This window comes from Roseovarius sp. SCSIO 43702, from assembly GCF_019599045.1.
Classification (GTDB): Bacteria; Pseudomonadota; Alphaproteobacteria; order Rhodobacterales; family Rhodobacteraceae; genus Roseovarius.
Genome location: NZ_CP080623.1, coordinates 1,415,631 through 1,440,678, shown reverse-complemented (window position 1 = coordinate 1,440,678; position 25,048 = coordinate 1,415,631). Strand labels below are relative to the sequence as shown.

General features: G+C 64.2%; 25 protein-coding genes. 9 read left to right on the top strand and 16 right to left on the bottom strand.

All coding sequences use genetic code 11. The features are described from left to right. The 13 genes from K1T73_RS07010 to K1T73_RS06950 all read right to left on the bottom strand — a co-directional run bounded on the left by K1T73_RS07010 (nucleotide 1) and on the right by K1T73_RS06950 (nucleotide 10,183). The gene (locus tag K1T73_RS07010) at nucleotides 1–339 is read right to left on the bottom strand and encodes an HNH endonuclease (RefSeq protein WP_220603217.1); all 339 of its coding nucleotides are present in this window, start codon (nucleotides 337–339) and stop codon (nucleotides 1–3) included. Between the two features lie 130 nt (nucleotides 340–469). Next, nucleotides 470–853, bottom strand: a complete 384-nt coding sequence (locus K1T73_RS07005; protein WP_220603216.1) for a DUF6362 family protein — start codon at nucleotides 851–853, stop codon at nucleotides 470–472. Next, nucleotides 850–1,368: a crossover junction endodeoxyribonuclease RuvC gene (locus tag K1T73_RS07000; protein ID WP_259400481.1), complete on the bottom strand. Its 519-nt coding sequence runs from the start codon at nucleotides 1,366–1,368 to the stop codon at nucleotides 850–852. The genes K1T73_RS07005 and K1T73_RS07000 overlap by 4 nt, the downstream gene beginning before the upstream one ends. A gap of 56 nt (nucleotides 1,369–1,424) precedes the next feature. Next, a complete protein-coding gene (locus K1T73_RS06995) occupies nucleotides 1,425–4,352 on the bottom strand; it encodes a toprim domain-containing protein (RefSeq protein ID WP_220603215.1) in 2,928 nt (975 codons plus the stop codon). Further along, nucleotides 4,345–5,628, bottom strand: coding sequence for an ATP-dependent RecD-like DNA helicase (locus tag K1T73_RS06990; protein ID WP_220603214.1), 1,284 nt, complete (start codon nucleotides 5,626–5,628; stop codon nucleotides 4,345–4,347). Before K1T73_RS06990 ends, K1T73_RS06995 begins: the two co-directional genes overlap by 8 nt. Next, nucleotides 5,625–6,398: a PD-(D/E)XK nuclease family protein gene (locus tag K1T73_RS06985; RefSeq protein WP_259400480.1), complete on the bottom strand. Its 774-nt coding sequence runs from the start codon at nucleotides 6,396–6,398 to the stop codon at nucleotides 5,625–5,627. The genes K1T73_RS06990 and K1T73_RS06985 overlap by 4 nt, the downstream gene beginning before the upstream one ends. Before the next feature lie 10 nt (nucleotides 6,399–6,408). Beyond that, nucleotides 6,409–6,609 carry a DUF6511 domain-containing protein gene (locus tag K1T73_RS06980; RefSeq protein ID WP_234184572.1) on the bottom strand — a complete coding sequence of 67 codons (201 nt, stop codon included), beginning with the start codon at nucleotides 6,607–6,609 and terminating at the stop codon, nucleotides 6,409–6,411. 224 nt (nucleotides 6,610–6,833) lie between these two features. Continuing rightward, nucleotides 6,834–7,067, bottom strand: a complete 234-nt coding sequence (locus K1T73_RS06975; protein WP_220603213.1) for a hypothetical protein — start codon at nucleotides 7,065–7,067, stop codon at nucleotides 6,834–6,836. Beyond that, nucleotides 7,064–7,789, bottom strand: a complete 726-nt coding sequence (locus K1T73_RS06970; protein WP_220603212.1) for a hypothetical protein — start codon at nucleotides 7,787–7,789, stop codon at nucleotides 7,064–7,066. The genes K1T73_RS06975 and K1T73_RS06970 overlap by 4 nt, the downstream gene beginning before the upstream one ends. Before the next feature lie 4 nt (nucleotides 7,790–7,793). After that, entirely contained in the window at nucleotides 7,794–8,648 is an 855-nt protein-coding gene (locus K1T73_RS06965) for an ATP-binding protein (protein WP_220603211.1), read from the bottom strand. After that, a complete protein-coding gene (locus K1T73_RS06960) occupies nucleotides 8,645–9,133 on the bottom strand; it encodes a hypothetical protein (protein WP_259400479.1) in 489 nt (162 codons plus the stop codon). The genes K1T73_RS06965 and K1T73_RS06960 overlap by 4 nt, the downstream gene beginning before the upstream one ends. A gap of 44 nt (nucleotides 9,134–9,177) precedes the next feature. After that, nucleotides 9,178–9,567, bottom strand: a complete 390-nt coding sequence (locus tag K1T73_RS06955) for a hypothetical protein (RefSeq protein ID WP_220603209.1) — start codon at nucleotides 9,565–9,567, stop codon at nucleotides 9,178–9,180. 22 nt (nucleotides 9,568–9,589) lie between these two features. After that, complete coding sequence (locus tag K1T73_RS06950; RefSeq protein WP_220603208.1) at nucleotides 9,590–10,183, bottom strand: sigma factor; 594 nt, start codon at nucleotides 10,181–10,183, stop codon at nucleotides 9,590–9,592. Nucleotides 10,184–10,448: 265 nt separating this feature from the next. Between K1T73_RS06950 and K1T73_RS06945 the strand changes: the two genes are divergently transcribed. Further along, nucleotides 10,449–12,050 carry a hypothetical protein gene (locus K1T73_RS06945; RefSeq protein ID WP_220603207.1) on the top strand — a complete coding sequence of 534 codons (1,602 nt, stop codon included), beginning with the start codon at nucleotides 10,449–10,451 and terminating at the stop codon, nucleotides 12,048–12,050. Nucleotides 12,051–12,064: 14 nt separating this feature from the next. Here K1T73_RS06945 and K1T73_RS06940 read toward each other — a convergent pair whose 3' ends face one another. Together K1T73_RS06940 and K1T73_RS06935 are read right to left on the bottom strand one after the other, a co-directional pair. Continuing rightward, complete coding sequence (locus K1T73_RS06940; RefSeq protein WP_220603206.1) at nucleotides 12,065–13,015, bottom strand: hypothetical protein; 951 nt, start codon at nucleotides 13,013–13,015, stop codon at nucleotides 12,065–12,067. Then, on the bottom strand, nucleotides 12,975–14,354 hold the full coding sequence (locus K1T73_RS06935) for a hypothetical protein (RefSeq protein ID WP_220603205.1): 1,380 nt from the start codon (nucleotides 14,352–14,354) through the stop codon (nucleotides 12,975–12,977). Before K1T73_RS06935 ends, K1T73_RS06940 begins: the two co-directional genes overlap by 41 nt. A 198-nt stretch (nucleotides 14,355–14,552) precedes the next feature. On the opposite strand from K1T73_RS06935, the gene K1T73_RS06930 reads away from it, so the two are divergent. From K1T73_RS06930 to K1T73_RS06905, 6 genes are all read left to right on the top strand, one after another. After that, nucleotides 14,553–15,008, top strand: a complete 456-nt coding sequence (locus tag K1T73_RS06930; RefSeq protein WP_220603204.1) for a DUF2924 domain-containing protein — start codon at nucleotides 14,553–14,555, stop codon at nucleotides 15,006–15,008. Further along, nucleotides 15,005–16,330 carry a recombinase family protein gene (locus K1T73_RS06925; RefSeq protein ID WP_220603203.1) on the top strand — a complete coding sequence of 442 codons (1,326 nt, stop codon included), beginning with the start codon at nucleotides 15,005–15,007 and terminating at the stop codon, nucleotides 16,328–16,330. Before K1T73_RS06930 ends, K1T73_RS06925 begins: the two co-directional genes overlap by 4 nt. Beyond that, nucleotides 16,327–16,737: a hypothetical protein gene (locus tag K1T73_RS06920; protein ID WP_220603202.1), complete on the top strand. Its 411-nt coding sequence runs from the start codon at nucleotides 16,327–16,329 to the stop codon at nucleotides 16,735–16,737. The genes K1T73_RS06925 and K1T73_RS06920 overlap by 4 nt, the downstream gene beginning before the upstream one ends. Nucleotides 16,738–16,793: 56 nt before the next feature. Further along, nucleotides 16,794–17,309 (top strand): DUF488 family protein, encoded by a 516-nt coding sequence (locus K1T73_RS06915; protein WP_220603201.1) that lies wholly within the window; start codon nucleotides 16,794–16,796, stop codon nucleotides 17,307–17,309. Continuing rightward, nucleotides 17,248–18,015 carry a hypothetical protein gene (locus tag K1T73_RS06910; RefSeq protein ID WP_259400478.1) on the top strand — a complete coding sequence of 256 codons (768 nt, stop codon included), beginning with the start codon at nucleotides 17,248–17,250 and terminating at the stop codon, nucleotides 18,013–18,015. The genes K1T73_RS06915 and K1T73_RS06910 overlap by 62 nt, the downstream gene beginning before the upstream one ends. A 338-nt stretch (nucleotides 18,016–18,353) precedes the next feature. Beyond that, complete coding sequence (locus tag K1T73_RS06905) at nucleotides 18,354–19,694, top strand: DNA methyltransferase (RefSeq protein ID WP_220603200.1); 1,341 nt, start codon at nucleotides 18,354–18,356, stop codon at nucleotides 19,692–19,694. 79 nt (nucleotides 19,695–19,773) lie between these two features. Here K1T73_RS06905 and K1T73_RS06900 read toward each other — a convergent pair whose 3' ends face one another. Further along, nucleotides 19,774–20,766: an IS1595 family transposase gene (locus K1T73_RS06900; RefSeq protein ID WP_220603199.1), complete on the bottom strand. Its 993-nt coding sequence runs from the start codon at nucleotides 20,764–20,766 to the stop codon at nucleotides 19,774–19,776. Between the two features lie 130 nt (nucleotides 20,767–20,896). Between K1T73_RS06900 and K1T73_RS06895 the strand changes: the two genes are divergently transcribed. Both K1T73_RS06895 and K1T73_RS06890 read left to right on the top strand, forming a co-directional pair. Beyond that, nucleotides 20,897–22,192: a DNA methyltransferase gene (locus K1T73_RS06895; protein WP_220603198.1), complete on the top strand. Its 1,296-nt coding sequence runs from the start codon at nucleotides 20,897–20,899 to the stop codon at nucleotides 22,190–22,192. 3 nt (nucleotides 22,193–22,195) lie between these two features. Beyond that, entirely contained in the window at nucleotides 22,196–24,790 is a 2,595-nt protein-coding gene (locus K1T73_RS06890) for a DEAD/DEAH box helicase (protein WP_220603197.1), read from the top strand. The last annotated feature ends 258 nt before the right edge of the window (nucleotides 24,791–25,048 follow it).

Here is a 25,048-nt window from a genome sequence, read left to right as displayed (position 1 = left end):
TCAGCGCCGCTTGTTGCCGAAGCCGCCATCCTCGGCGGCGGTCTTGCGACTGTGACAGCTGGCACAGAGCGGCTGCCATCCGTCCTGGTCCCAGAACCGATCCAGATCACCGCGGTGCGGGATGACATGATCGACGGTGTTGGCGGCGCTCACGCGCCCCTGGCGCCGGCATTCGGCGCAGAGCGGATGCTGGGCCAGGAAGAGTTTCCGGGCACGCTTCCAGCGGGTGGATGCGTAAAGCGCAAGCACAGCCGGATCGCGCTTGCGGGCGTAATCCCGGTCGGCCTCACGTTTGTCGCGTCGCCCCGCCGGGCGATGGATGGGCGTGCGAACAGCCATGGTGCCTCGCGGGAACGAAAGGGATGGAAAACGACCGGGGCGTTCTTGACGCTCGTCTCCCGATCATATCCTGTTTATAGCACCAATCTGTTGCATGTGTCGAACACAAAAGTGTTGCAACACTTTGGAATCACGCTGCATTCAGCCGCGCCGCGATCTTGGTGAGCGCCAGCTGCCAGCGCCGCCACGCGGTGGTGCGATCGCATCCCAGCTCGCCGCTGATCTGTTTCCACGGCACGCGGGCCGCGCGAGACCAAATCAGCTTGCGCTCGGCCTCCTCGATCCAGAGCACCCAATCGAAGGTTCGCTCGAGCCGCGTGATGGCAGAGGGTGATGGCCTGACCCGCATGGGCTGCGGCTCCATTGCCGCGATTTCGCGGCTGGTCCGCACGATATTGGGCCAGGCGCTGAAGTAGCCCTGCACCTTCACCGGCGGCAGCTTGCGCAGGGTGCGGAACGCCTCCTCGAAATGATCAGCGACGTCATCAGCGGTCCAGGACTCCTGCCGTCTCATGCGACACCTCCCCGGGTTTCAATCGCCCAGAGCAGGATGGCGATCGCGTCAGCCTCATTATCGTCGACGGGGTTAAACCCTCGGTCCCGGGTGGCGGCGATCATGGCGTCCTTGTTGGCGTTGCCCTTTCCGGTGGCGAACCGCTTGATGGTGCCGACCGGCACGCCCTCGTAGGGCACGCCACGCAACTCGGCCCACGCGGTCAGCGTGGCCATCAGACCGCCATAGACGTGGGCCGCGTCGGTCCCGGCATGGCGGCGCACTTCCTCAAACCAGATGGCCTCGATCGGCCCGGACAGTCGGTCAATCTCGCTCAGCCAGTTTGTGAGCCTCAGATACCGCATGCCACCGCCGTCGAAGCGACCAGGGCGGAACGACACGGTGCCGCTCGTGATCAGACCGTCATGGCCATGCAGCGCCCACCCGGTGGTGGTGCCGAGGTCGAGGGCGAGGATGACAGGCACGCCAGGGAACGGGGCGCTCATGGGGGTCGGGTTGAGAGATGCGTGGGCCATGATGGGCTCCTTTCCGGGTTGGTGCTCGATGGGGTGATGGGCGGGGCGTGCGGGGCTCATGGATCGAGCTCCCTCAGCCAATCGGGGACGGGTGAACCTCGGGAACCTGCCGCAGGAGGTTCACAAGGAGGTTCACACTGACAAGGCTCTGAATTCGCAGGGCTTTGTGAACCTCGCGAACCTTGTGAACCTTTTCCGGCATCATCCTTCGCATGTGCGTGTGCGCGCGCGTGCGTAAGGGTTGGGAGAGGTTCACAAGGTTCACAAGGTTCACATTTGCCAGTCCGATCAAAGGTTTGATCGTGTGAACCTCGGTTTTGGAGGTTCACACCCGCGCTCGGAGGTTCACACGTATCAGACCCTCGCGAGCCCGATTGCGGACGCGACGGTTGCTCCGAGACCTTCAGCTGCCATTTGACCGCCCTCCGAAACGTGCCCGCCTGCGCCAGCCTGAGCGTCAGATCGCTCACCTTGAACACGCGATCCCGCATCTTCTTGATGGCGATCCCGAAGCTGGTCTTCTGCGCGCGGTCCGTGTGGCCGGTAATGGGGGGCGCAGGATCGCAGAACAGGGCCACGTCGAAGAGGTCGGCCGCGCCCACCTCGGCGGTCCCGAACCGGTCCCACCAGGCGGCGATGAAGGCGCTCCAGCCCGCGCCCTCGCTGTCGGAGGCTTCCATCATGTCCTCGAGATTGCCGAGGAAGCCGGGAATGCCGGCGGTCTCGAGCACGCCGCCGATCACTTGGGCCCAGTTCTCATAGGAGCCGATGGTCTTGCTGCCCCGCGGCTTTCCTGCGGCGACCCAGGCCTGACAGAGCGTCAGGCAGGCGACGACCAGCCGGGGGCGGTTAGCACGCACCCATGTCATCAGATCGGGATGGCGGAAGCCGGTACGCTGCCAGGGGCGCTCCTCGTGAGGATCGAGCCGAATGCGCACCAGTCGGCGAGCCATCTCATTGGAGAACTCGGGATTGTTGCCGGTCGCGATCCAGAGACAGCGGATCGGCAGCCGGGTCATTTCCGAGGCGCCCAGAACACGATCCTCCCAGAAGGGAGCCGTCAGCGCGGCCGCGACGGCCGAGCTGTCAAGCTTGGCGCGCAGGTTGTCGATCAGGATGATCGAAGGGATCTGGCGCAGCTTGGCGGTGACGCGCTTGCGCCATTCCTCGTCATCGCGCCCCTCGGTCATCACGCTGGCACCCGTGCCGGTGAGTATCGTGGCCACGGCATCGACCATCAGCGTGGCTCCGGTGCCGGGCGTCGGCTTTTCGATGAGGTGCAGCGGTGTCGGCCCGTCGATCATGCCGCGCAGGAAGCCGAGCAGCAGGAGCGCCACCACATGGGCGCGCTCGGCCTCGCTGGTGAACGGGAAATCGCCAAAGAGGTCCTCGCAGATCAGGGTGCGCGCCGCGTCGATCTCCGCCTGTGAGGGCTTGGCCGGGATGTTCGGAACGCTGAACCCCGGTGCCGGAATGTAGAGCAGCCGAGCATCAGGGTGGTAGCCGGGCGTCGTGATCAGCGTGCCGGAGCGGCCGAAGACCGGCGTGTTGACGATGCCTGTCAGCACCGGCAGTGCCGGGTCGGGCGTCGCGAGGACCGACTTGACCACCGGCAAGGGGGGCGGCGCCGGCAGCAGTTCACCCTTGGCATTCTCGCGGACCCAGTGGGCGAGCCGCGCCAGCATGTGGCGCAGGCGTTCCTCATTGAGCATGGTAGCCACCGGGCGGCCCTCATCGTCCGGGACGACCCATGTAGGCAGCCCGGCGAAGCGAAACACCCATGGCGTGCGGTTCGAGGCCATGAGTACGCTCCAGACCTGTGCCACCGCGCGCCCCAGATCACCCTCGTCGGCCCGCAAGGTCGGAACGGTCTCGCCTGAGCCCTGATAGTTGAGCGGACGATGCTGGCCGGTCTGAAGGACGGTATCGGCCTCGGTGCTGGCCTCCGCATCGGCGATCAGCGCCGCGACGGCAGCGGGACCGTCGCTGAGCAGCAGGTCATTAAAGTCCTGGCCTTCTTCGGGCGGTATGGCGATGGCGACATCAAGCCCTTGCGCGCGCAGGCGGCGGGCGCAGGCTTCGGCGGCCCGCAGTCCTGCCCCGGATGCATCATGATCGGCTAGGATCAGCACCCGCTGCGCCGCGGGCGGGAGATCGATCTGTTCGAGGCCGGAGGTGGAAAGCGTCGCCCAGACCGGCAGATCGGGACAGGCGGTCATGACCGCGAGCCCGGTCTCGATACCTTCTGACAGCGCCAGCCGGTCACCGGTCCCGAGCGGTGCGAGCCGCACGGCACCGCCGGCGATGCGCCCGAGCATCATCTTGGGGTTCGAGACCGGCGCCTTGCGCACTTCGTTGTCGTCTTCAACGATGTAGGTGCGGTGCAGCCCGATCACCTCGCCGCTGCGATCGCGCACCTGCCCGAGCAGCGCGGCATAGCCCGTCTTCGTCGCCCAATGCGCCAGATCGGGATGAAACAGCAGATCGGCTTCGGCAGGCGCCGTAAGGGCACGACCTGCGAGATAGGCCGCGGCGGGCGTGCCCGCGATCGGCTCGGCTCTGGACAGAATATGCGCGATATCCTGTCTGGCGTCGCGCTTCGGCGTCGGCGGTGTCGCTGGTGCGCGCCGCTCGGGCGCGCCGGGCGTGACGCCGGCGATCTCGGCGGCCCGCGCGATCAACGCACGGCCGTCGAGCCCGGTCGCCTCCTTGATTGCGCTGATAGGCCCGCCGCCCTGGTTGCCGTCGAAATCGATCCAGTCGCCGGCATGCGCGCCGCGCAGCGTGATGACGCAGGAACCGGTGTTCCGGGGCGCGTCGCCCCGGATATTGGCGAGGCGCCACTCGTCGCCGGAGCGGCGGCCGCGCGGGAAGAGGTCGGGCACCCAGTGCGCGGCAGTCTCGCGCAGGCGCTCGACGATCAGGTCGAGATCGTAACGCGGCGCCTCAAGGCCAGGCGGGAGGGTGTCGTTGAGGTCAAGCAAGGATCACCAGCCCCCGCTCGGCCCGCGTGATCGCGGTGTAGAGCCAGCGGTTCCTGTCGGCCGCCGAGCGGCCGAAGCCATCGTCGAAGACGACCACGTTCTCCCATTGCGAGCCCTGCGCCTTGTGGCAGGTGATGGCGTAGCCCCAGCTGCTCTCGATCAGGCCGCGCTTGATCTGCCATTCGCGGCGCCCGCGCTCGGGGTCGTAGGCGATGTGGTCGGCGTATTCGCCGCGCCAGAAGCTCTGCCGCCCGGCGATGGTCTCGCCGTCCTCGGTCTCGACCATGGCGCTGAAGGCGAAGGCGTCGTCAGGGTCCTGGCGCACATCGCTCAGCGTCAGGAACATGCCGTTGATCAGCCCGAGATCATGGCGGTTCTTGAGGCAGATGATCTTCTCGCCGTGGCCTGTCGGATAGTCGGCGTCGAACCCGGCCGCGCGCTTCATGGCGGTGTTCAGCCAGCGCCGCGTCGCGTTGGTGCCGCAAAGCACCTGGCCGCCGCGCAGCATCTGCGCCGGGCCGACATCAAAGCGCGACATCTTCCAGACATGGTCGTCATGCGCGCCCTTGGGGATCGGCGCGCCCTGCCGCGCCAGCGTAGCAAGCCGCAGGATGGCGCTGTCCTCGGCCTGCCGGTGCACCTCGGTCAGCATCACGTCCGGCTCGGCCTCGGTGAAGAAGCCGGCACTCTTGACGGGTGGCAACTGCCCCGGATCGCCCAGCACCAGGATCGGCTTGCCGAAGGCGAGCAGGTCGCGCCCTAGGTCCTCGCCCACCATCGACACCTCGTCGAGGACCAGCAGTTCCGCGTCGCGCAGGATCGACTGCTCGTTGATCAGGAACTTGGGCTGGTGGATGTCCTCGAGCCGCATCTCGAGCTGGGCGATCCGCGTCATGGCGAAGTCTCGCTCGGCCGGCCCCATGCGCGGCAGCTCGCGCCGGAGCGCCGCCAGATCCTCGGTCACCCGCTCGATCTCCTCCGGCGTCGCCTCGGAGACGCGGTAGATCAGACTGTGGATGGTCTGCGCGGGCGTGCCCTTTCGCGTCATGACGAGCGCGGCCTTGCCGGTGAAGGCGCCGAAGAGCACGCCGCCCGGCGCGCCGGGGGTCATCGGCTCAAGCCCCAAAGCCTCGATCGCCATGGCGGTGATCGTGGTCTTGCCGGTCCCGGCATAGCCGAACAGTCGAAAGATCTGCTGGTCGTGCCGCCGCGTCTCGTACCAGTCGCGGATCGCGGCGATGGCGCGGCCTTGGGTATCAGAAAGGATGACGGTCATGCCCGGTCCTCCCAGCAGCGGGTTGCGAAGGGGCAGAACCGGCAGAGGAAGAAGTCGGGGCTGGTCGCGATGCGGGGCAGCAGATCGCCTGCGTCCGCGGCGCGCAGCACGTCGACCGCCTTGTCCGACAGCGCCTGCGCGGCGGCCGGATCGAACGGCACATGCTCGTGGTAGAGCTCGCAGGTGTCCTTGTTCAGCGCGGTGAAAAGCGCGGACCCGAGGCCCATATAGGCCATGTAGATCTGCATCTGGCCGAAGTAGACGGGCTTCGAGAGCTGCACGCCTTTCTTCGCCGTGTCCGACCAGGACGAGGCTTTCAGCGCCTTGTGCTCCCAGAGCAAAGGCCATTCGAGGCCGATCTCCGGGCCGCCGACGATCACGCCGTCCACATGGCCACGAATGCGCCCACCCGCCGTCTCGAAACCGAACTGGCCGCCAGCTTGCGTCTGCGTGCGCAGATCGAACCCGGCCTGCCGGAGCCAGCGGATCGCCAGATCCTCGAAGACATGCCCGGCCGCGAAGATGCGAAGAACGCGCCCCTCGAAATCCTTGCCGGGATCGGGCGGCGTGTGGGTGACCTCGTAGACCAGCCGCCGCGCGCAGGGTTCGCCGATGCGGCTGGCGCCCAGATAGTCGCGCGGGCGCTGCCCCTCGCGTTCGGCCTCCAGCGCGGCATCGATGCGGCCGTTGATCCGCGCGCCGAGGGGTTCCGGTTCAGAGGCGTCGCGGCCATAGACGAAGCCCGATCCGTGGTTGAAATCGACCAGCATCCGCACCCCCTCAGAACGGCACATCGCCGTTGTCGGACTGGCGCTGCATCGAGGCCTGAAAGCCGTCGACGCAGGCCTCGATCACGCGGTCGATGTCCGCGGCCGGGCGGTCGAAGAAGGGCTCCATCAGGCCCATCTCCGTCAGCGCCTCGGCGAGCATCCGGCGGGCCTCCACGATGGCGCGCGTCTCCATGTCGGTCTTGTCGATCATGCCGTGGTTCCTTTTGGCGTTGGCCGAGCCCGCCATCAGGCAAGCCATCGAGCAGAAGCGGTAATGAGGGTGACGGTCCCAGCGCAGGCCGTGGCAGTAGCCGAAGCCCCGGGCCTCGCGGCCGCAGTGAGCGCAGGGCACGCGCCGGGCGAGATCGGCGCGCGAAGGATGGCTCCGCCCGTTCGCGGCTGAAACGCTCCCCCGCCGCCTTTCCGAGACGCCGCTCACCCCATGAGCAGCAGGTCCAGCGTGTCGCGCTCCTCCTTGTCCGGTGCGGCGGTCCGGCGCTCGGAGGACAGCACGATGAACCGGCTGATGGCGTTCGAAGCCATGCATTCCAGATCGCGCCGGGTCAGGCTGGCGATGGGGCGGTCGAGACGCCCGCGCGCCTCGAGCCAGCGTCCCATCGCCCGTGCCGCCTCCGTGGTGACATGCGCCTGCCATTCGTCCGGGCTCACGGGTTCAGCCAGGCCGGGCCGTTGCCGGGTTTGGCGGCGGGCGGGGTCTGGGTGGCGGGCTGGTCGGGAGCCGACGGCGCGCCCCAGGCAGGCGCCGCCGGCGCGGAGGCCGCCTGCGGCTGGCCCCATGCCGGGGTCGCCGGCTGCGTGGCTGCTGCGGCGGGCCGGGGCTTGTTTGACGGCTGCGCGGGCACGGGCTCGCCCGCCATCACCTTCTGCCATTCGGGCGCAGTGGGCAGCACGACATGGTCGAGCTTGTTGGCGTCCTTGTAGGCGGGGTTGCGGCTCGGCTCGATCTGGATCTTGGCCACGAAGCTGATCCCGTCGAGATCGGCGAGCCCGCGCAGCACCCGCTTGGCCTTCGCTGCCTCGCTCATGTCCTCGGGGTTCAGTCCAAGCGCGCTGTCGATCATGGCGCGGAAGGTCGATTTCGAGATCTTCCAGCCAATCGACTGGCCCTGCTCGTCGAGCTTCCCGCCCTGCACGGTGAAGTTCTGCCAGAACTTGCGCCGGGCATGCGGGCCCTCGGCGACTGTGAACTCGGCATCGAGCATCAGCACGTCGCTGCCGGGCTGGTTCGAGGGCTTGAGCAGCCCGCGATCCGCGTCGCTCGATCCGTCGGTACCGCCCTTGCGCAGCGTCATCACCACCTTGGCGAAGGTGCCGTCGGGGATCAGGTCGCCGGACTGCTGCGGCTCCACGTCGTTCATGTCGAAGGTCATGTCGTCATCCTTTCCGGGGTTGGTTGATCTTGGTGAGGAGCGCGCCGAGGTCGGGCGGCTCGGTCATGTCGAGCCGGCCGCTGCGGTCCTTGGCCGGCAGGCCGAACGGATTGCCGGACTGGCAGACGAGGCGGCGCGCATTGCCCTTGTCGGGATCGTGCCGCCAGGTCGGGGGCGCATCGGGGCCCGCACCGGGATCCTGTGTGAACAGGCTCATCGTCAGCACCTGATCGACGATGCCGGGGAGCTCGCGGGCGACCTTTCCGCCGTCCATCTGCGGCTGCCAGGTCACCCGGTTCATGTCGTCGACGACCTTCTCGAGGATGCCGACGAAGATCACGGTGCGGCCGGGCGCATGCTGGAGGTGCTTCAAGAGCCCGATGACCTCGCGCGCCAAGAGCCCGTAAGCGCCGCGCGTGTCCGGTTTGCCGGTGCGTTCCGACAGCGCCTCGGGCCGGGTCTTGGCCCATGCCATGGCTTGGCGTGTCAGGTCGGTGATGCTGTCGACGAAGATGATGCGCTTCGTGTCGATCTTCTCGGCCAGCTCGGGATGCTGCGCCCGCAGATGCGCATGATGCGCCTCCGAGAAATGCTCCTCGGGCTGGGCGGCCGGGTTCGCGCCGCCGATCACGCAGGCGATGTCGACCGCGTCGGCAAAGCGGCGGATCGGGATGCTGTCGCCAGGCCAGTCCTGGACGGACTTGAGGCCCGCCTCCAAGTCGATGCAGAGCGTCTCGGCGGGTGGCAGGGTCTTCAGCAGCGTGGTCTTGCCCGCGCCGCTCGGCCCGAAGAGCGCCATCGTGGTCTTGCCCTGCGCCTCGCGCAGCCGGTCGTCAGCGGAAATGATGCGCAGGCTCATTGATCGCCTCCCTGCGGGACGATCTCGATCTTCAGCGTCCCGGGCCGGACGGTGCGCGCGGGCTCGAAACCGGCGCGGATCGCATCGGGCCAGGCGGCGTATTTGCGCTCGGGCACCTTGAAGGCGATGTCGACATACTGCGCGGGGTCGTCCCCGGCGGCGCGGATGCGCTCGACCATGGCGGCGAGGCGATCCTGATCCCAGTCGACCCGCTTCGGCAGATCGGCGACCACGGTGAAATCACCATCGTCGAAGCGGATCGTGCCGGTGTCCTTGCCCGCCGCCTGCCGCTCCTCGGCGGCGCGGGTGGCGTAGCGGACGATCAGCGCGCCATCGAGGCGAGCCTTCGCGGCCTTGTCACGCTTGATGCGCTCATCGACGTCGCGCTGCAGGATGGCCAGCAGTTCGACGGGCAGCTGGGCGATGTCCTGCAAGCCGAGGCCCGGCAGGTCATCGACGGTGGGGGTGTTCGCGGGGAACGGCATGTAAGGGTCTCCATGATCGGCAAAAAGGGATTGGAAGGCGGTCATCACGCGGCAGCCCGACCACTCGAACCGGTGGCGTGGTCGGGCTGCCCCTGCTCGGCGAGCAGGAGCGCGGACAGCGAGACGGCTGCGGCCTTCGGTTTGGGGCGGGCGACGGCGATGTAGGCGAACTGGTCGGGGCCCGTGCGCTCCTGCACCAGGTGCACGAGGCCCTGTTCGGCCGCCCAGAAGGCGCGCGACCCGAGCCGTGCCAGTTCCGCGCGCTGCTGATCCGGCAAACGGGCGAACATCGGGAAGATGTCGAGAACCAGAAATCCGCGATGGTATTCGAGCCGATCGCCCGGCACGGCCTGCGCCACCCAGGCGCAGAACTTGATCTCGGTGAGCGGTCGGCGGGCGCGGACCGTGATGAAGGGGGTGGTGCCCATGAACATGATCTCCTCCTTTCGCCTCTACTCAGGCCGCCGCGAGATCGTCCCAGGCGGGACCGAGACCGTGGACGGTGAGGACGTGACGGAGATCGGCGAGGCGGCGGTAGAGCGCGGACCGGCTGCCGAAACCCTCGGCCACGAGGGCGGTCACGGGGCGATGCGCCAACGCCGCGCAGAACCGGCGATCCTCGGCCGGAAGCCGCGCGAGAGCTGCCTGCAGGGTGTGGTGCAGTTCGGTGACGGCCGCGGCGCAGCAGGTCTGGCCGTGCCAGGCGGCAAGCCCGTCGTCCTCGGTCAGCGTGTCGCCGACCGGCTCGCGGGTACCGGCCAGCGGAACCTCGAGCGAGAGCAGCGACCCACCCTGCGCATGGCGCTGGCGGTGATGGCGCATCGCGATCCGCGAGGACTGGTTGCGCAGGACGATGTTGGCGAAGGCGCCGATGCTGCCACGCGCGGGGTCGTAGGCGGGCAAGCGGCGCAGCAGATCGACCAGGAGATCCTGACCCAGATCCTCGCGCTCGCAGATCGGCATGCACAGCTTGCGCCGGAGCCGTTGTGCCGCCGCATCGGCATCGTGGATGATGGTTTCAATGTCGTCGGGGGAAAGTTCGATCTGCATCGCTGTGCGCCTCGGTCATCGTTTCTGATGAGCCCAAGGTGCCGGATGCGGTCGCCGCGCAGGTGGGAACGGGGTGGGAAAAAGGTGGGGGTTTGGTGGGGCTTGCGGACCTGAGCGTCAATTTCTCGTGCAGGTCTCCGTAAAAGCCCACAGCCGTCAGCCGAAGGGCAGCACGCTTGGAGCGCATGTGCCTTCGGGGCCTACCTGTCGACAGTGCCACGCAGGTGATGCAACATCGGCTTGCGCTGAACTGGAAATCGAACGCATGAACTTTAAGCCTCCGCCGGTCGACAAGGGACAACCCGGCCTCGACGAATTCCGCAGGAATGCGAAACTATACGAGCTCTCGATCACCAACCGGATGAGCCGAGAGTTCTATCGAGCGGATCTATCGAAGTGGAAAAAGCTCTACGCGACCTTGGCTGCAAAACGAGAGCCGGGAAGCAACGCTGCGATTCACTTCGCATCGCTGTCATCTCTTTGCGGCGATCTGTTGGATCAATATGGGCCCGAGCCACCTCCAAAGAAGCGAGCACCAAAGACGACTACGTCGATCCGGCTGGTGTATCCCGATTTTCCGGATGAAGTAACTCACAGGCTCCATTTTCTGGAAGGGCCTGGGGCGCGACGCCAGCGCGCCAATGACCTCGCGTCGCACGCAGCCTTCGTTTTTCGACAAACCTCCGGCACCGGTCGCGTTCTCGTCTCGGTTGGAACCCGGCAAGATGATACCAGACTGTTCGAGCGGCTGGTCGAGGCAATTGGAGCGGGTCTGTTTGGTGATCCGGCGAAGTCCGGTTTTGATGCGGAGCGCAAAAACCCCCAGTGCGCCAGCAATGCGGTAACCCCGCTGGAAAGGGTCTGGCAGGACAACAACCAGGCGCGCGGATATAGCTGGCAGGCGCGTGCTTTGGGCGATCAGTTCCGTGGCATCGACGGCAAGGGGCTTCCACAAGACCTTCCGGACGTGAAGGACGCGCCCCCGTGGGATCCGGACCCCAAGTGGCAACAAATTCTGAACTTGACGGAAGCGAACCGACTCTCTGACGCCATGGATCTGGTGGAGGCCATCCCAGGGCGTGATCGTGAGGCGCTTTTGGACGAGGTCATATATCTGAAATTCCTGACAGATCGCGAAATTCGAGCTGATGATGTGAGGCTGATCGCTCGCAAGTATGCAACGACGTCGCTCATCGCGGGTCGCCTGCATGACGAGTTTGAGGCATTTGTGGCCTACTTTGACCAGGAGTTGCAGGACGATCCGCCCGTGCTTTCCAAACTGCTTCGATTTGACCCTGACTTTGGCCGGGGGATGATCCCGGTGCCGCCTCCCGCGTCGGACTGGCCAGCATACCGTGCATATCAGGCTCAGTTCATCAACTCTACGGCGCCTCGCGGCCGCATCTTCTCAGTAAACATCGACGTTGGCTTCGCCAATGTTGAGAGCCTGCTCGCAGGGCATATGGCGCTGGCAGAGGACGCGTTCCGCCGAGATCGATCTATACCGGGGATCGGTGCGAGCGGGTGGATTTCCGAACTCGCACTTCTTGACCTTTTCCGTGCGATTTGGCCCAACGCCAAGCACCAATGGCGTCCTTGGTTTCTTGGCCGTCAGTCGATCGACATATACATTCCCGACATAAACTTGGCAGTAGAGTATCAAGGCCAGCAGCATTACGAGCCGGTCGCACTGTTTGGCGGCGAGGAAGGCTTCAAGAACGCACAGGTTCGGGATGAGCGAAAGCGGCTGCTACTGGAGGCGAACAGCGTCCGCCTCCTTGAGTGGCGATATGATGCACCGATATCGAGAAAAGCGCTGATGCTAAAGCTGGCTGAGATTGGGGTATCTTTGCCACTCGAAGAGTGAAGTGGGCTGGCGTCTCAGCCGTCAACCACGATATCCGGAGCGGGGACGCCGAGCCGGTAGCCCCGGTTGCGCACGGTCATGATCAGGGTCTTGCTCTCGGCATCGGTGAACCCGGCAGCCTTGAACGCGTCGCGCAGCTCACGGATCAGATCCTTGGCCTCGCGCGCCGTCGTGCCTTCGACATGGGATCCGGAGGCGACCTGATCGCGCGACAGCGCCTTCTCGAGCAGACGCTCGAACACGGGGAAGATCTGACGCGACAGAATGACGGAGCGACCGTCCCATTGAACCTCGGCCGTTGCCGTTCGCACCCGTAGAACGGGAGCCAGCGGAATGGGATCTAGCGCGGCGACGTCGATTGCGGCGCCGTGGCCATTCGAGGCAGGCGCCAGCACCGCGAGGGTTTCGATCAGATGGAAGCCAGCATCGTGATGTCGCCGAACAGCCCCCGCTGGCAACTCCGGTGCGAGGATTGTAATGTCCGAGTCCTGCGCGGCCAGGCGCAACATTGTGGCCATGCCGTCGCCGGTCAGCGCTGCAGGCTGAAGCGCAAGAAACACCGCCCTTCCCGATGGCGTATCGCCGAGCCGCCAGACGTTCTCCGCGGCGCGTTTCGGTGCTGCGGCGAACCCTGCCGCAGCACCGATCACGGATGCCAGCGCGTCAGCGCCGATGCGAAACACGCGCAAATCGTCCTTGGTGAGATCGATGTCCTGCCGGCGGTCGAGCGGGCACTCAGCACGATATCCATCGCCCGCTTTCCGGATCGGCCGACAGGGGAGCCCGCATTCGCAGGCGTCGCAGACATCCCAATCGGCCAGCGGCGCCTGTTCGACGAGGACACGTTTCGCCAGCAGCCGGTCGAAGACCGGACCGAAGAAGGGCACGGCAAGCTCGCCGGACAGGATTGCGTCGTCGCCAGCCTCACTCAGCCGCGTCAACAACCTCAAAATCGTCTCGGTCATTCATCAGCCCGTTCCGTTCGATCAGCTTCATCACCCGCGCCTCATGCTGGGTGCGGCGGAACTGCACGACGCCCGGGGGCCGCAGCTTGACTGTGACCTGCGGCTGGCGCTTGCCGTCGCCCTTGAACAGGATCCGGAACACGAGCTCGCCCAGCCGCCAAGCGCCGCCGAAAGAGACCGGTGTGCTGCCGAAATGCTGGAGCGCGTCACCGCCGAGATCCCGCGACCGCAGCGTGCGCACCACGCGGGGATACCCCTTCTTGCCGGGCGCCATCAGGTCGGCCGCCGCCTCGATGATCAGCACCTTGTCGATCAGTGGATCGTAGGCTGCATCAAAGGCAAAGCCCGGTCCGGCCAGTTCGACCGGGCGCAGGGTATAGAGGTCCTGCGCATCGTCGCCGTCGAAGAAGCCGGGCCTGTCGAGGATGATCGAGGCGAAGAGTTCCGCGATCTCAGGCTGATGCGCCTTCCTGATGCGGGCCAGCCGCAACATCCCGGTGTTCTCGGAGTATCGCAGCACGGCGTGGGAAATCTGGCGAACGCTGATGACCCGCTCGACCTGGCCCTCGACGACCGGCATGGTCGAGACCATGGAGCCGTGGCTGACCACGAGGTTGATCTCGTCATCGTCGTCGTAGTCGCCCACCCGGCAGAAATCCCCAAGAAAGGCGTCACGAAAGAGCGCGGCAACGGCAGTCCGAAACGCTTCGACCTTCTCCTCCGTCAGATCGATCGCAACGCCACGTTCCCGCCCGGCATATTCATGCAGGCGGTCGGCGGTGAGCATCGCCATGTGGTCGGCGGCCGCGTCGAACAGGTCGGGATGCTCCAGAAAGACCCGGACGGCGATGTGCTTGGGATCATGCGCCTTGTTCGGCGCGTCCTCGTCGCCGGTCTTCATGTCGGGGAACAGATCGACGCCCTGACGGGCAGCCTGCGCCTGGATGATCTCGAGGCCGCGGGCATCGCCAAGTTCCGCGATGCGGTGCAGATCGCCGCGCAGCCCCTCGGGGTAGCTGTCCTCGGCGCCGGTCAGCAGCTTCTCCAGCGCCTCGCGGGCCGCTTCCTCCTCCTGGTCCAGCTGGTCGACAGAGAAGGTCTTGTACTTGCCCTCGTGTCGCGCCAGCAGCGGCTTCATCAGGGCGAGATCAATGGTCTTGAGGAACCGGGGATTCACGAACTTCTTCAAATTGCCGGCCACGACGAATCCCTTTCCTGCAAAACCAGTGTTCTTGCTACGTTCTTTCGTCCGATTCTTCAACCATTGCGGGATCGGCTGGGACGCTTTCCGACATCGACGAGTAGAGGCCAGAGGAGACGACTGCTCCGAGGCCCGCATGAAACGCCCCAATCCCCTCCCGCCCGACCAGATGACGCCCGCAGAACGCCGCGCTGAGCTGTGCGGCCTGCTGGCGCTCGGGCTGGTTCGGTTGCGGATGCGGGAAATGGGCAAAGTATTTGACGATAGTGGAGAACGTTGCCTACACTATCCGCTCGACCAATGCCGTCATGCAACTCCAACGCACCGGAGAAATGCATGAACAAGCCCGATCCCATCCCCGCGCGCCTGGCCGCGCTGAAGACCGCGACCACGCCGGAATTGAAGGCGCAGTGGCGCGACCTGTTCGACAGCGAGCCGCCGCCGTTCAATCGCCGCTACCTGGAAAGCCGCTTGGCCTACCGCATCCAGGAACTCGCCTATGGCGGGCTGAAACCCGAGACGATCCGGCGGCTGGAACGGCTCGGCGAGGAACTGGACGGCGGCGACAGGAAGAAGCGCGGCATGCGCGCCGACCGTGACCGCCCGATCACCGGCACGCGGCTGCTGCGCGAGTGGCAGGGCGTCGAACAGGTCGTCACCGTCACCACCGACGGCTTCGAATGGCAGGGGCGGCCCTACAAGTCGCTGTCGGCAATCGCGCGCGCGATCACCGGCACGCGTTGGAACGGGTGGACCTTCTTCGGGCTGAAGAACCACAGGGGGCGGACATGACGAAGCCGCCGGATAAATCGAAGGTCGTCCGCAAGCTGCGCTGCGCGGTCTACACCCGGAAATCCTCCGAGGAAGGGCTGGAACAGGAGTTCAACTCGCTCCACGCCCAGCGCGAGGCCTGCGAGGCCTACATCGCCAGCCAGCGCTCGGAGGGCTGGGTGCTCGTCCGCGATCAGTATGACGACGGCGGCATCTCCGGCGGCACGCTGGAGCGTCCCGGCCTGCAGCGGCTGCTGGAGGACATCGAGGACGGCCTCGTCGACGTGGTCGTGGTCTACAAGATCGACCGGCTGAGCCGCTCGCTCGCCGACTTCGCCAAGCTGGTCGAGGTCTTCGACCGGAACGGCGTGACATTCGTCTCGGTTACGCAATCGTTCAACACCACCACGTCCATGGGGCGGCTGACACTGAACATCCTGCTCTCGTTCGCCCAGTTCGAACGCGAGGTCACGGCTGAACGCATCCGCGACAAGGTCGCCGCCAGCCGCAAGAAGGGAATTTGGATGGGCGGGGTGCCGCCCTACGGATACCGGGTGGAAAACCGCAAACTGGTGGTCGATGACGAAGCCGCCGAACACGTCCGCTGGATCTTCGCCCGCTTCCTCGAGATCGGCTCGGGAACGGAGCTGGCGCGCGAGGTCGCAAAACGCGGCATTCGCACGCCGCGGGGCAACCGGATCGACAAGAAGTACCTCTACCGGATGCTGAACAACCGCGCCTATATCGGCGAAGCGGTCCACAAGGGCGAGAGCTATCCCGGAGAGCATGACGCGATCATCGATCGCGAAACGTGGGACCGCGTCCACGCTATCCTGCAAGAAAGTCCCCGCAAGCGGGCGATGCGGACCCGAGCCGAGACGCCGGCGCTCCTGAAAGGGCTGCTGTTCGGGCCGGATGGAGCGGCCTTCTCGCCGACGCATACCCGAAAGGGCGACAGGCTCTACCGCTACTATGTCAGCCAGACGGTGCTGAAGCATGGCGCGGGAGCCTGTCCGGTCGGACGAGTGCCCGCGGGCGAGATCGAAGCGGCCGTTATCAACCAGCTCCGGCCCGTGTTCCGCCAGCCCGAGATCGTGGCGGGCACGTGGAAGGCGGCACGCGCCCATGCCGACGATATCACCGAGGCCGATGCGCGCACGGCCCTGCAGCGGCTTGACCCGCTGTGGGACGAACTCTTCCCGGCAGAGCAGGCCCGCATCGTGGCGCTGTTGGTGGAGCGGGTCGACATCGGCGTGGACGGGCTCAACGTGCGCCTGCGCGTCGACGGCCTCGGCGGCCTCGCGCGCGAGATGCTGGCCAACGGCATCGAGGCGGCCGCATGAACCGCAGCACGCCGATCCCGGAGACTGTGACGCTCCATGTCCCGTTCCGTATCATGAAGCGCGGCGGGCGGAAGGAGATGCAGTTGCCAGAAGGCGCCACGCAATCGCGGCGGACCGACAACACGCTCGTCAAGGCGCTGGCCCGCGCGTTCCGCTGGAAGCGGATGCTGGAGACGGGCGAGTTCGCCACTATAGCCGATCTCGCAGAACATGAGCGCATCGCTGCGCCGTACCTGACCCGCACGCTCCGGCTGGCGTCTCTCGCCCCGGACCTGGTGGAAGCGATCCTCGACGGGCGCCAGCCCGGCAACTTGTCGCTCGAGATGCTGCGCAAGCCATTGCCGACTGGTTGGTCAGAGCAGAGGAAGGTGTTGTCATCCGATGGTCACTGCGACAATCCCAAGTGAATCAAGGGATTCACGCGCCGGAGTCCCCGTGTTACGGTGCGAAAAACGAGGCAGGCATGAGCGTACTCTTCACAGTTGGCTACGAGGGCACCGACATTAATCGGTTCGTCAGAACGCTGAAGGCGGCCGGTGTGCGGCAGTTGGCTGACGTCCGTGCGGTCCCCGTCTCCCGCAAGGCGGGGTTCTCGAAAAAGAAGCTCGCGGCGCGCCTCGCCGAAGAGGGCATCGAGTATTTCCATTTCGTCTCCCTCGGAGACCCCAAGCCAGGCCGGGATGCAGCGCGTGCCGGCGAGTTCGACCTGTTCCGGTCGATCTATGGTGCCCACATCCAGACCGAGCCAGCACAAGACGCATTGCGCGACCTCGCCGACACGGTGCAGGCGGCGCCGACCTGCCTCCTCTGTTTCGAGCGCGATCCGGAAACGTGTCACAGGACGATTGTCGCGCACGAGATTTCGGAAGGCGTCGGATTCGACATTTTCAATCTGTTCGCTGACGATCCTGATCGCTATGTCCGTAACGCTGCAAAACTGCCGCGTTTCCATTCTGGTGAAGGCGCTACCGCAGCGTAGTACCTCTCACGGGGAAACGGTCTGCTGCGCCGGGGTGACTGCCCGCGGCGAGTTCAAGCGGCTTTATCCAGTGCGATTCCGCCAGCTTTCCGATGAGTCTGCCTTCAAGCGTTGGAATTGGGTGAATTTCAAGTATCGCAGACCGACACGCGACAATCGTAGCGAAAGCTGCCATGTCGCCGAAGAATCGATCAAGCGGGACGGTTGCATGCCGCGCAAAGATCGAGCCGCCTTCCTTGATCCACTCGTGTCGAAGTCTGTGTCGGAAGCCGCTGAAGCTGGTAGATCCCTGGCTTTGATCCGGCCGAGAAACACGCGCTTCTACTACAAGGCAAAATCGTCTGAGCAGATTGAGGCAGAGCGCGAGACTTATCGGCAGGCCGCAAGCCAGGGCGATTTCTTCGACGAAGAACTGAAGGCGTTGGAGCCAAGCCCCTACGAGTTCCGCTTCAAGTTCGAGGACGGCACTGGTCCGCACGATTATGCGAACGGCGACTGGGAGGCCCATGCCATGTTCTTCTTTGGAAAACGTCGCGAGGGGACAGAGCGTGCAGCGCTCGAGTGGATGAGCACAACGTTCAACGACGAGTACCCGAAGAAGGGCATGCTCTTTTGCGTGGGGAACATGGCGAAACGCCCGCAGACCTGGCAGCTGCTGGGCGTCCTGAGGGTGGACGACACGCGCCAGGATGCGCTTCCCCTGTAGCCGTGAAAACCCAAGGGAAGCCAAAATGCGCGACCTCATCGGTTCCGGAGCGGCTTCGTCTGGCCATTCGACTTGCGGAAGGAGGGCGGCGCAGCTTAGTCTACAGGCGTAAACGGCGGGAATGTCAGCTCAAATCCGGGGCGTCCGGCAATGCCGCCGCCTGCTGTGAAATGAGAGCGACCACGATGACCGCCATGCGCGCGACCCCTCCAGCCTTGTCCGATCTTGGGCCAGCCCGCCCAAGTGTCGCCGCGCGTCGGGGCGCCACGGACCGGGTGGCGTTCGGGCGCGAGTTGGGCATCCTGTTCAGCAAGTATTGAGATAGAAGAGGTTTCAGCGTGTCGCGACTGACGGATCTGATCGCACGGGCGAAGGCGAAGGATCGAGCTCTCGGAGACGAATTGGAGCGTGAATTCAAGGCGCTGGCGTCACGGCGCGCTTTCGGTCTCAACTTCGAACGGCACCGGCCCGAGAGCGTGGAACTGCCAGGTCGGCCGATCCGCCGGGGGGACAAGGTGCGCATCCTGCCGCCGCGCGGGTCCACGGCCAAGGGCGACCCGCGGTTGTGGAAGGTGCTCCGCATCGACGAAACCGACGGCAAGCGCACCGCGCATGTCTCGCTGATCGACGCCGCAGAGCCCGAGACGGCCGATGTCGCAACCGATGACCTGGTCGTGGTCGCGGAGTTTCGCGACTACATCTATCCGGGGCTGGTCAGCACCGGGAAGGTGGAGCGCGGCGGCGACAAGCCCTACCACACCGTGATCAATGGCGAGAACTTCCATGTCCTTGAGGCGCTGACCTATACGCACCGCGGAAAGGTCGATGCAATCTACATCGACCCACCCTACAACACAGGTGCCCGCGACTGGAAATACAACAACGATTACGTTGAAAACGAAGATCTTTATCGTCACTCTAAATGGCTTGCATTTATGGAGAGGCGGTTGAGGATTGCTTCTATCCTCCTCAATCCAGAATCAAGCATTCTGATTGTGACAATCGACGAGAAGGAGGTTTTACGACTGGGCCTTCTCTTGGAGCAGACATTTCCGGACGCAAAGATCCAAATGATCACGACCGTCATCAAGCCTGGCGGAACATCTAGGACCAAAGAGTTTTCAAGGGTTGATGAGTACATCTATTTTGTTTGGGGGTGTCCGCAAACCGTGTTGGGTGGAACTCGGAACTCAGGTATCGCTTACTACCTCGATCCGTCCACGGGCCACATCGAGAGCTCCGGAAAGGCAGATTTTTGCAGGAGGCATCCATATGGTCTGGGTTGCGGTTATGATAGCGCAGACCTCGGGGTTTCCCTCTGCCTCTGCATAGAGGCTTGCCCTCAGATCGTAGTGCCCCGGCTCGGCTGGAGCGACCAGGCGGAAATCGTTCCATCCGCGGCCGATGGGATGAATACCCTCGCGGTCTCGAACGCTTCCGACATACAGGTCTATCCCTGCTCCGAACGGGAAGCCGGTCGCTCGGATGCTGACCGTAAAGGTCTCGCCGGCGGAGACCTGCTCGGGTGCTTCTATCGCGAGCGATGTGGCCTGGACGAGAGCGTAGCGCGCGTGCGCCACGGCGATAAAGACTCCGCCGGAGACAACCACGACACAGAGGGCTCCGAGCGTAAGCACGAACAGCCAGCGAAGCTTCGTCCACAGATTTCGATCATCTGACATTGGTTGGAAATGGGCACCGACAGGCCAACGCAAAAATGCCATGGTCGACTTTTCGGTTGCGTCAGGTCGGATTCTTCTACGACACCCTGATCACGTCCGCGGGTCGTATCCCCGCTAACCGCACCTCCAGCCAACGGATGTAGCCGGACAGGTTCTTCGTAGCCGGTCCGCAGAAGGGCTTGATGAACCTCTTGTAGCGAGCATGGAGCGAGTTCACGTTCTGGATGTGATAGCATCCTGCGGCCACGCGCGTGCCTGGCTTGCTGCCGACCACGAAGTGTTCCAAGCCGAATGCAGCCGCCAGGTTCATATAGCCATTGGCACCATCCGAGCAGAGCACCGCATCGCCGGGCACCAGCGGCTTCATTGCGCGCTCGAGCGTCACGCCCTTGCGGTTAGGAAGGCGCCGGAAGAGGCGCGCGCCGCCTCGGTCAGCGACCGTGAGAATGGGGAGCTGCCATCTTGAGAGTCCCCGCATCATCTTCAGCCCTTTCGTCGTGTAATCCTCCCACCTGGGACGGGGTGGCGCCGCGACATTCTTCGGATCTGCGAAGTGACGAACCCATTCACGCGAACCCTTGCGCGACTCCCGCTGGTAGGTCTCGTCCGCCTCGATGATTCCCGAGAAACTCGCCGCTACGCTGTTGTTCCCGATGATCGAGAATACGAGCATCCGCCAGCGCCAGACCGTGTATTTGTTGACGTCGAGCTGCTTGGCGAGCTTGCGCACCGACTTCGGTGCGGAGGTGCCCAGCATATCCCGCAGCGCCACCATGAACAGGTCCGGGCGATGAATGCGGCCAAGTGCGCTGCCGGTGCGGCCGGAATAGGTCTTCTTGCAGCCGGAGCATCGGTAGCGCTGGATCTTGGTTCGTGTGCGGCCCCACTTCTGGCGCCGCTCGTCGGCGCAGAATGGGCACTTGTGTTCTCGGTTTGTCCGTGCTTCGATCTCTGAGATTGCTTCCGTCTTTCTCCGGAGATCCCGGATCTTCGTTTGGGCATCTTCGATCTGGGCCGGGTTCAGGCGGTCGAGGGCGTTGAGAAAACGGCGAAAGTCGTGGTGTAGCAAGGGCATCCTCCGCGGGCAAAGCGGAGAGATATAAGCCATTTCAAAAGATCACGAAGCGCACCAACACGGTTTGTGGACACCCCCTTTTGTTTTCATCGGGAATGCAGAAGTAAAGCGTAACTCTGACAGCATGCTTGAGAATTCTACTGTCAAGCCAAGCAAAGGCCTGTCTGAATCTGACTTGTGGGAAGGAATGGTTCGACGCGGAATTGGCGTGGTGCGCTCCCAAAGGCCGAATCAGTTCTATCCGATATTTATCGATCCGGAACGGCAGGCAATCGTAGAGATTGGCAAGCCGCTGGCTCTAGAAGAGGATAGAAGTCTCGTTGTCCCACCAGATGGCCTGGTTGCTGTATGGCCGATCAAGGATGATCTGACGGAAGGCTTCTGGCAGCTATCGCCCGCTGGCCTAAAGAAGGCACGGCAACAAGGCACCGTGCGGGTAGGATCTTTCAACAGTAAGACGGATCAGTGGCGAATTCAGTATATGAAGGCAAAAAAGGCCAAAGCAGTGGTCGACGGCCTCATTCCAACGTTAGGCAAGGACGAAAATGGGGTAGTAATCCTTGATCTCGATGGTGGCTCATTGGAATCGCTGCCGACGCCGCGAACCGTTTGGACGAAGAAATCGCATGATGCCAGCACTGGTGGCGCAGGTCTGCTAAATCGCATTCTACCAAAAAGAAAATTCCCATTCGCAAAATCGTTGTTCGCAGTCGAAGATAGTCTCCGCTTCTTCATCAGCGATAGGCCCGATGCCATTGTCCTAGATTTCTTCAGCGGCTCCGGCACCACGGCCCATGCCGTCATGCGCCTCAACCGCCAGGATGGTGGCAGACGCCAGTGCATCTCGGTCACCAACAACGAGGTCGCTGCTGACGAGCAGGCGGCGCTCCGGAAGTCGGGCCTTCGTCCTGGCGATCCCGATTGGGAGAAGTGGGGCATCTGCGACTACATCACGAAGCCCCGGATCAGAGCCGCGATCACAGGCAAGACACCCGAGGGCGAAGACATCAACGGCGACTACAAGTTCACCGACGAGTTCCCGATGGCCGAGGGCTTCGAAGAGAACGCCGAGTTCTTCACGCTGACCTACGAGACGCCGGTCGCGGTACATCACAACCTCGCCTTTCAGCGCATAGCGCCGCTCCTCTGGATGCGTGCGGGCGCGGAGGGAAGCCGGATTGATGCGCTGCCGGATCAGGGCTGGGCCGTCGCCGAGACGTATGGGCTGCTGGTCGACCTGGACCGCTCGGCGGAGTTCTGCGACGCGGTCGATGCCTGCGACGGGCTGCGCATCGCATTTATCGTCACCGACGACGACCGACGCTTTCAATCCGTCGCGCGCAGGCTGCCTGACTCTGTCGAGCCGATCCGGCTCTACGAGTCGTATCTTTCCAATTTTCGCTTTTCGATGGGCCGCTAACCCATGAAGTTCACGCTGAAAGATTACCAGGAAGATGCCGTCAAGGACGTGCTCACCAACCTCCGCAAGGCCGCGAAGCGCTGGCACGAGGATGGGGACCGGCACGCCTTCTCGCTCACCGCGACAACCGGCGCCGGCAAGACCGTCATGGCCGCGGCCGTATTCGAGGCGCTGTTCCATGGCGATGACAATTTCGACTTCGAGCCGGATCCGGGCGCGGTCGTGATCTGGTTCAGCGATGACCCTGCGCTGAACGCTCAGTCGCATTTCCGTTTGCGTGAGGCCTCCGATCGTCTGACGCTTTCGGATCTTGTGATCGTGCAGAACACCTTCAATCGGGAGAAGCTCGAGGCGGGGAAGGTCTATTTCCTGAACACGCAGAAGCTGAGCAAGTCGAGCCTGCTGGTGCGCGGCCACGACCCTGACGATCCGGGTGTCGAAACGGACGGCCGCCAGACTGTTATGCCCGACATGCGCGCCTTCACGATCTGGGACACGATCCAGAACACCATCGAGGACCCGGACCTGACCCTCTACCTCGTCCTCGACGAGGCACACCGCGGCATGAAGGCCTCGGGCGGGAATGGCGGCGGCGAGAAGCCAACCATCGTGAAGCGGCTGATCAACGGGTCCGGCTCGGTGCCCGGTATCCCGATCGTCCTCGGCATCTCGGCAACGGTTGAGCGCTTCAACGCCGCCATGGCCGACATGCAGGGCCGAGCCACGCTTCCCAACGTTGTCGTCGACTCCGGCAAGGTGCAGGCCTCGGGCCTGCTGAAGGACACCATCATTCTCGACGTGCCCAACGAGGTCGGCCAGTTCGATACCGTGCTGGTCCGACGCGGAACCGACAAGCTGAAGGAGATCACGGCCGCCTGGGAGGAGTACGCCAAGCAGCAGGACGATGCCGATACCGTGGCGCCGCTGATGGTTCTGCAGGTGCCGAACTCACCAGATCACGACGAGATCGGACGTGCTCTTGATACGATCTACGAGCGCTGGCCCGAGCTCGGCGACGACGCGGTGGCCCATGTTTTCGGTGACCACACGACCCAGACCTTCGGCAGCCACTCGATCCCCTACATCTCGCCGGAGCGCGTGCAGGAGTCGACGTGGGTCCGCGTTCTGATCGCCAAGGACGCGATCAGCACTGGCTGGGACTGTCCGAGGGCCGAGGTGATGGTGTCGTTCCGTCCCGCGAAGGACAGAACGCATATCACGCAGCTTCTCGGCCGCATGGTCCGTACGCCGCTTGCCAGGAGGATCCCGGGCAACGAGCGGCTCAACGCCGTTGACTGCCTGTTGCCATTCTTCGACGCGCAGTCCGTGAAGGATGTCGCCAAGGCGCTGATGTCTGGCGGCGACGGGGGCGAAGAGCTCCCCGGCCGGCGCGTGCTGGTCAACCCTGACGAGATGAAGCCGAACCCGGCGATTCCGGAGGCGGTCTGGGACAAGCTGCTCTCTCTTCCGTCGCAGTCGCTGCCGAAGCGCCAGGCCAAGCCCGTGAAGCGCCTGACGTCGCTGGCCCACGAACTTGCTGCTGACGGGCTCCTGCCGGAGGCCGGCAAGAAGGCCCATGCAGAGATGCACAAGGTGCTGAACGCCGCGCGAGAGCGCTACAAGTCGGAGATCGCGAAGGCTCGCAAGACGGTGATGACGGTCGAAGGCAAGAGCCTCAAGACCGATCTGGAGACACGAGAGATGTCGTTCGATGACTTCCTCGAGGCTGCAGATTTCGCGGTGATCGATGATGCATACCGCCGTGCAGGGCGTACCATCAGCCCGGATCTTGCAACGTCCTACAGTGAATCTCTAGCGAAAGCTGAGGGCGACGATGGCGACCTTGAAGCCGCGTTGATCGAGGCGCGTGTCACGGTCGCTGCGCTCGGGCTGGTGCCGGAAGTGAAGGAGTACCTCGAGACAGAGGCAGAGAGCCTCGCGAACAAGTGGCTCACGAACCACCGGATCGAGATCAAGAGCCTCTCGGACGAGCGCCAGGAGGTCTATCGCCAGATCCGAGAGATGAGCGCTCATCCTCTGGATGTCGACCTGGCCAAGCCAGCTTCGTGGATGCAGCCCACGACCGTGCGAGAAGCGGATGGGTCGGAGACCCCGCTGCCACGCTTCGAAAGGCACCTGTTGTGCGCCGAGGATGGCATGTTCCCAGAGGACTTCAATTCGTGGGAGGGAGACGTTCTGTCCGCAGAGCTGAAGCGCGCGGGAACGATCGCGTGGTATCGAAATCCGTCTCGCGCCAGCCAGGACTCTCTCGGCGTGACCTACGAGGACGGCGGGGACGTCAAGATTGTGCGGCCCGACTTTATCTTCTTCGCGAAGCTGGCAGATGGGTCAATCGCAGCCGACATCGTCGACCCGCACGGGACGCAGTTCGGTGACTCGATCCCAAAGCTGAAGGGCCTTGCGAAGTATGCTGCGACTTACGGCGAGACCTTCCGCCGAATAGATGCGATCGCGAAGGTGGGCGAAGGCTTTCGCGTTCTGGATCTTAAGGAAGAGGCGGTGCGAGCCGCGGTCGAAAGCGCGACGTCCGTCAAGGCGCTATACGAGAGTGCCGTCGCGGATGACTACGCCGTGTGAGCCCACGGGTTCGTTCTCGGTCGCGAACGCAGAGAGAACGTTCATTCGAACGAGTTGATCCCAGGGCTACGGGAATACGACGTAAAAACAGATGCTTGAGGCTCTTAACCGCTGGAACGCGGTTAAGAGGTCGGGAGAAACCGGGAACATAGAGACGCCCGCCCCGAAGCTCTTGGATTCTGGCGGTTAAGTGCTCCACCCGCACAACCCTCGAAAACAACGGAAAAATCCGGCCGCAGCCCGACGGAGAGAAAGCTT

What these genes read in the sequence shown, in the direction of transcription:
- K1T73_RS06915 (WP_220603201.1), top strand. Translation starts at nt 16,794, where the DNA reads ATGAGCGTACTCTTCACAGTTGGCTACGAGGGCACCGACATTAATCGG.
- K1T73_RS06965 (WP_220603211.1), bottom strand. Translation starts at nt 8,648, where the DNA reads ATGAGCCTGCGCATCATTTCCGCTGACGACCGGCTGCGCGAGGCGCAG.
- K1T73_RS06890 (WP_220603197.1), top strand. Translation starts at nt 22,196, where the DNA reads ATGAAGTTCACGCTGAAAGATTACCAGGAAGATGCCGTCAAGGACGTG.
- K1T73_RS06935 (WP_220603205.1), bottom strand. Translation starts at nt 14,354, where the DNA reads ATGCGGGCCTCGGAGCAGTCGTCTCCTCTGGCCTCTACTCGTCGATGT.
- K1T73_RS07000 (WP_259400481.1), bottom strand. Translation starts at nt 1,368, where the DNA reads ATGGCCCACGCATCTCTCAACCCGACCCCCATGAGCGCCCCGTTCCCT.
- K1T73_RS06920 (WP_220603202.1), top strand. Translation starts at nt 16,327, where the DNA reads ATGAACCGCAGCACGCCGATCCCGGAGACTGTGACGCTCCATGTCCCG.
- K1T73_RS06990 (WP_220603214.1), bottom strand. Translation starts at nt 5,628, where the DNA reads ATGACCGTCATCCTTTCTGATACCCAAGGCCGCGCCATCGCCGCGATC.
- K1T73_RS06980 (WP_234184572.1), bottom strand. Translation starts at nt 6,609, where the DNA reads ATGATCGACAAGACCGACATGGAGACGCGCGCCATCGTGGAGGCCCGC.
- K1T73_RS06910 (WP_259400478.1), top strand. Translation starts at nt 17,248, where the DNA reads ATGTCCGTAACGCTGCAAAACTGCCGCGTTTCCATTCTGGTGAAGGCG.
- K1T73_RS06895 (WP_220603198.1), top strand. Translation starts at nt 20,897, where the DNA reads ATGCTTGAGAATTCTACTGTCAAGCCAAGCAAAGGCCTGTCTGAATCT.
- K1T73_RS06930 (WP_220603204.1), top strand. Translation starts at nt 14,553, where the DNA reads ATGAACAAGCCCGATCCCATCCCCGCGCGCCTGGCCGCGCTGAAGACC.
- K1T73_RS06985 (WP_259400480.1), bottom strand. Translation starts at nt 6,398, where the DNA reads ATGCTGGTCGATTTCAACCACGGATCGGGCTTCGTCTATGGCCGCGAC.
- K1T73_RS06970 (WP_220603212.1), bottom strand. Translation starts at nt 7,789, where the DNA reads ATGACCTTCGACATGAACGACGTGGAGCCGCAGCAGTCCGGCGACCTG.
- K1T73_RS06950 (WP_220603208.1), bottom strand. Translation starts at nt 10,183, where the DNA reads ATGCAGATCGAACTTTCCCCCGACGACATTGAAACCATCATCCACGAT.
- K1T73_RS06945 (WP_220603207.1), top strand. Translation starts at nt 10,449, where the DNA reads ATGAACTTTAAGCCTCCGCCGGTCGACAAGGGACAACCCGGCCTCGAC.
- K1T73_RS06940 (WP_220603206.1), bottom strand. Translation starts at nt 13,015, where the DNA reads ATGACCGAGACGATTTTGAGGTTGTTGACGCGGCTGAGTGAGGCTGGC.
- K1T73_RS06925 (WP_220603203.1), top strand. Translation starts at nt 15,005, where the DNA reads ATGACGAAGCCGCCGGATAAATCGAAGGTCGTCCGCAAGCTGCGCTGC.
- K1T73_RS06960 (WP_259400479.1), bottom strand. Translation starts at nt 9,133, where the DNA reads ATGCCGTTCCCCGCGAACACCCCCACCGTCGATGACCTGCCGGGCCTC.
- K1T73_RS06955 (WP_220603209.1), bottom strand. Translation starts at nt 9,567, where the DNA reads ATGTTCATGGGCACCACCCCCTTCATCACGGTCCGCGCCCGCCGACCG.
- K1T73_RS07005 (WP_220603216.1), bottom strand. Translation starts at nt 853, where the DNA reads ATGAGACGGCAGGAGTCCTGGACCGCTGATGACGTCGCTGATCATTTC.
- K1T73_RS07010 (WP_220603217.1), bottom strand. Translation starts at nt 339, where the DNA reads ATGGCTGTTCGCACGCCCATCCATCGCCCGGCGGGGCGACGCGACAAA.